We start from the raw sequence: 5,298 nt of genomic DNA, 5'->3' as shown, positions 1-5,298 counted from the left end.
GTTAGACCGCTAAATTCCAGCAAATGACTTAAGGTTTCCGGGTTTTCGTTCGTGTTTTCTCCCAAACCAACCTCTTTCATCATATAAATGGCCTTACTGTAATGCTTCCAACCATCTTCTGTTTTTCCTCTTTCGCATAATATGTACCCTTTGTAGATTTCGCCAAAAATTTTATAAAATGATAAATCCCACTCCTCTGCCAAATCTGTATATTTATCCATGGTCTTCATGGCTGCTTCCAGATTGTTCTCATGCAGATCTACAGAAGCTTCAAGGAACAAGGCATTGAACTTAGAGTAGTTACTGGATAACCGTTTATAGTAATTTTGGTACTGTTCCCTCGCAAGCCCGTATTCGCCTTTGAACAGATAGCTATCTGCCAATCCTTTATGGCTTGCCAGAAATCCGGGAGAATACGCTATGGCCTTTTTGTAATGTTCAATGGCTTCATCAAATCTGCCCTGCTTCCTTAAAAATTCTGCATAGGAATCATGGGGATTGGCAGCATCAGGAAGCATTCGCAGGTATGCTTTGAAATATTCTTCTGCCTTCTCCGGTTTTCCCAGATTCATATAGGTATAGCCCAGTATGTTGTAGGCAGGGTGAAATGATTCATTCAGCCGTTTGGCCTTTTTGAAATGCGTGAGCGCCTTTCTATATTCCTCCTGAAAATAAAAGGAATAACCGGACCATAATTGTACCCGTTTATCCTGTGGGTGAAGTTTCAGAAGGGCTTGCCGGTGTATCTCCGCTGCTCTTTCATTTCCTGCTCGCATGGCCTTTATAAGGTGGATCATCTGCCTTTCCCCTTCCGAAACCTTGCTGGAAAACTTGATGGCTTTGTCTAATGGTTCACGGGCAAAGCTGGCTCCTCCTCCTTCGCTAAACGAAAGAAACAGGTAAGCGATGGCAAATTCCGGATCCAGTTCAACAGCACGCTGTAACAATTCAGTTGATTTGGCGATGTTAAGCATTTCAGCCTGATCCCTTCCTTCAATAAACAGCTCCCTAGCCTCTTCCGAAGAAGTGGTGATGGGCATTTTCTCCTGCGCGTTCAGCGCAGCCGGTGCCAGGAGCAATATGCATAATGAGGCTCCTAACAGTTTTCTGATAAAGTTTTTTCTTTTCATAATCTATTGTTTTAATGAATGATGATAATAGGAGAATTCTGAAATATCGTCGCTTTTTATAGTTTTTCCTGCAGTCCCATGAAGGCTTTATATTTAACATTGCCCAGATCAAGCGAATTGTTGCAGCAACCTGCTACTTTGCGATACCATTCATAAGCTTTATAATGATCTCCTTCCTGATGCCATGCCTGGCCTATATAGTACCACGTCAGTGGATTTTCACCTGCTTTTGCGAAATGATTCCGGGCCCCTTCAAAATGTCCTTTTTTCATTTCCATAATGCCACAAGCCCGATGATAATTTTCCCAATACATGGAATTTTTCTGATTAAAATACCTTTATTTCTCATATACATGAATTTATTCTGTTAATAAGATGTAAATAATCACTTTACTCTATCAATCAAAGGTATTATTATGGCAAATGGCATGCTTTGGTGAGCGTCTCAAATGTTTTGCAAATTGTATCAAAATTGACCAGTCAGCCTGTTCATAAAGTTTTACTGCACTTTAAATTGAAAATTTTTGATACGTCTTTCTTTAGGCTGATCATAAAAGTCATTCGGTTAAAAATCCACAATATTTATGAACATTGTCCTATCACCAGGGTAAGATAAATTTGTTTGCAGCTATAGCTGCGGCAAGAATTATTCGGGTTAAAGCAGTTCGCTCGGGGGATAACCAAATTCATCCCGGAAACTGGAGCTAAAGTGGGAAAGATTCCTGAAGCCGGATTCCAGGGCGGCTTCGGTCACGTTTTTGCCCTCTTCTTCGATCATGGTTTTTGCTTTATGTAGCCGGTATATTCTGATATATTTTCCAATGGGCATATCGGTCAGGGCAGAGAACTTGCGATACAACTGGGGTCGGCTCATATGGAGGGATAAACAAATTTCTTTTATTCCAAAATCTTCATCATGCAGTTGATCTTCCAGAAGGGCATTGATCTCCGACAGGAACTGCTGTTGTTGCCTGTAATGGCCATGATTCTTATTATTTGTTGCAGGAAATGCACCCAGCTTTTGCTGCATCCTGCGCCTGCTTTCCATCAGGTTGTTCAGTTTCAGGAGCAGTTCCTCCTGGCTGAAGGGCTTAACCAGGTAATGATCCGCTCCTGTTTTGAGCCCGGTAATCTGGGAGTTAAAATCTCCGCGGGCCGTCAATACCACCACCGGGATGTGATCCGTCCGTATATCTTTTCTGAGGAGTCTGAGCATCTCGAGTCCGCACATCTGGGGCATCAGGAGATCTGTCAGGATGATATCCGGGATGATCTCCGTAGCCTTTTCCAGGCCAAGTTTGCCATTGGTTGCCAGTTCAATCATATAATGACCCTCAAGCGTAGCGACGAGATATTCGGTCAGGTCGCTGTTGTCTTCTACAATTAAGAGTATGGGCTTGTCAGCAGATGCAGTGTGCGGGATTTCATGCTCATTGCCAGCTTTATGTTCCGTATGAATGGAGTGAAGAGAACAGCAATGAATGAGAGAGATACCATGATCTTCCTTAAACGGCGCATTTCGGGTAACCGGCAATTTGACAATGAATTCTGTTCCTCTGCCTTCTTCACTTTCAACACGGATGTTTCCCTTCATCAATTGAACCAGTTGGCTGGTGAGGTAGAGACCCAGGCCCGTGCCGGGTGTTTGCTCATTTATGGCCGGGATCCGGTAAAAACGTTCAAAGATATGACCCATAGCTTCTTTTGGGATACTCTTTCCGTTATCCCAGATGTGTATTTCTACCATTACTCCCCTTCCTTCATTTTCCTTAGTTACCCGGATGTTTATGATTCCCCCGGAAGGCGTGAATTTGATTGCGTTCGATATCAGATTCGTCAATACATGCATCATTTTTTCCGGGTCATAGTCGGTATAGATCGGCTGGTCATATATTTGTACCTGTAATTCAATGCCCTTGTTTTCCGTCTGGCTTTGAAAGAAATCTGCTACATGCTGTATATATTGGCAGATGTCGCCCCGGATTGGTTTCAGCCGCATAACTCCGGCCTCCAGTTTGGAGATATCCAGCATTTGGTTTACCAGGTCAAGAAGAATCCTGCTCTGTGTTTTTATTTTTTCGGGTCCCCTGCTTCTCCACTTTTCCGGGTGTTGCTCCATTTGCTCCGCCACCCCCTGTATCACCGTTAGCGGAGTTCTGAATTCATGAGAAACATTTGAATAAAGCATGGTTTTGGCGTCATCCAACTGTCTGAGCCTTTCGGATTCTGCCTTTTCATAGCGGAATTTATCTCTCATGTACAACACCAGCAGGAGAATCACGGCGGCATTGCTCCATAAGGCGGTATAAAAGAAAGCTATTGCATTGGTTTCGGGTGTGATATATTCAGGAGTTTCCAGCATGGGATTGAGGATGCCAATTAAACCAATCGTCAAACAATAAAAAAGGAACATTCCAATGGTCCATCTCAGGTTTCCTGCCAGTGCGCTCACCATGATACAATTGATGCCGATATATGTGCTTCCGAGGGAAGTTTTCAGTCCACCGCTTTGCACCATGATAAAGAATCCCATCAGGATCAAAAAGGAGAAGAGGATGTTGATCACCAGGTCAAATCGTTTTGTTCTGGGATAGATGAAAAAACCGGCCAGAAAACCCAATAAAATTGCAGTTCCACACCACCAGAAAGGCTGAAGCTTTAAGATAAAAATATTTACTATGCACGTAGCCAAAACTCCTGCAAAGGTGACCACCATCCATATCCATGCCCAGCGTTTGCGGAGCAGGGCCTCGGGCTCCAGCCTCGGATCGGCCAGGTGGTGGTCAATCCAGGTAGTGATTTCTTCTTTAGTCAGGTGGTTCATCATCATTGTTGAAAAAGTTTTTGTATGGTTTTTATAACAATGTGACAATGTATCAATGTGACAATTTTAAGTAATCATTCATTCAGGCATTCACTCCTCATAATCAGAAAAAAACGGAAGTAAGATACACTATATGAAAGATTTTGTATTGGAAAAATCGGACAATTTTCAGAAAGTTTGTTTAAAAAACATTTTTCTACCGGAATCGGGTAATGGTGGGAATTATCGTGTATATAATGACTTTCACCTGAAACAATAGGGCCGGTTCAGGTAAAAATTGCCGCCTGTGGTTTTTATGAACTGGGTGGGAGATTCCTTCATGATGGTGTGGAATTCATTGATGAAATGCGGCTGGTCGTAATATCCGCAACGATACACAAGCTCTCCCCAGTCGATATCCGGATATTGATTCAGTAACCTGCAGGCCCGGTTGAACCGGAAGATCTTAAAATAGGTCTTGGGACGCAAGCCCATATTCACATGAAATTTTCTATAGAGGGTTTTATAGGAAAGATCCAGGTGATGGGCCATTTCATCTACTGTAATCTTACCTGTCTTCTCTTCCAAAAGGTCGAGGATCCACTGAATGTCTTTCTGATTGACGTCTTTTTCGTCATATAGTTTGAACATGAAAAACTTGTTCAGGATTTGAACCCGCTCTTCATCGGTTTTTGCATAAATGATCTGCTGAATCAGCCGGTTTCCCTCTTCTCTCCAAAAAGATTCCACGTCGATGATGCGGTTGGTAAGCTCGAAAAGTGCGACCCCCAGAAGTTTGTTTACCCCCTTAGGCGTAAATGTAGTGCTCAATCCGTTAAAGCATTCATTAGTAGTGGTCACTTTAATTTTTAAAGGATAGGTTAGCTCAAATATGCCTGCCAGGAAGCATTTACGTCTTGTAATGGATCTTTTCTCGTGAAAATGGACATGGCTCCCGTTTAAATGGAAAAAGAGCTCGACATATCCGTTGGGCAACGCCCTGAAAGGAATATCCCGTAAATGAATTGAGGCATTCTCGTATATCATGTATTGGATGATATAAGGTCTCAATTCAATGGATGGCAGAAAGACCCTTGTACGGATCCTTTCAAAGTATTTCCGGTAAAGCGTTTTCATTTTCAACCGATTGATTGCAAGTTACAAAAAATCTCAGTACGATGACAAGAAATTATCGGGTGAATTTCAATAAACTTTTTTGCTTTTTTTCTGTTTTTAGTTTGACTCCGTGATTAAACCTTATGTCGAGACCGGAGTCAAAAAGCGATTTTTAAAACAACAGCATAGTTAAATAAAATGAAAACAGTTGACAGAAGAATCATCATTGTGGTAGCCTTTATTTTTATA

The 5,298-nt window shown here is 42.2% G+C and carries 4 protein-coding genes; all 4 read right to left on the bottom strand.

What is annotated here, in order from left to right; translation table 11 throughout:
• Positions 1–1,130 (bottom strand): tetratricopeptide repeat protein (locus KGY70_16405; GenBank protein ID MBS3776781.1); only part of this gene is annotated, 1,130 nt, incomplete at its 3' end.
• Positions 1,131–1,186: 56 nt separating this feature from the next.
• Positions 1,187–1,408, bottom strand: a complete 222-nt coding sequence (locus tag KGY70_16400; GenBank protein ID MBS3776780.1) for a hypothetical protein — start codon at positions 1,406–1,408, stop codon at positions 1,187–1,189.
• A 377-nt stretch (positions 1,409–1,785) separates the two neighbouring features.
• Complete coding sequence (locus KGY70_16395; GenBank protein ID MBS3776779.1) at positions 1,786–3,960, bottom strand: response regulator; 2,175 nt, start codon at positions 3,958–3,960, stop codon at positions 1,786–1,788.
• A gap of 237 nt (positions 3,961–4,197) precedes the next feature.
• On the bottom strand, positions 4,198–5,070 hold the full coding sequence (locus tag KGY70_16390) for a helix-turn-helix transcriptional regulator (GenBank protein MBS3776778.1): 873 nt from the start codon (positions 5,068–5,070) through the stop codon (positions 4,198–4,200).
• Between the last annotated feature and the right edge of the window lie 228 nt (positions 5,071–5,298).

The organism is Bacteroidales bacterium (assembly GCA_018334875.1).
GTDB lineage: Bacteria > Bacteroidota > Bacteroidia > Bacteroidales > UBA12077 > JAGXLC01.
This window is presented reverse-complemented; position numbering and strand designations above follow the sequence as displayed.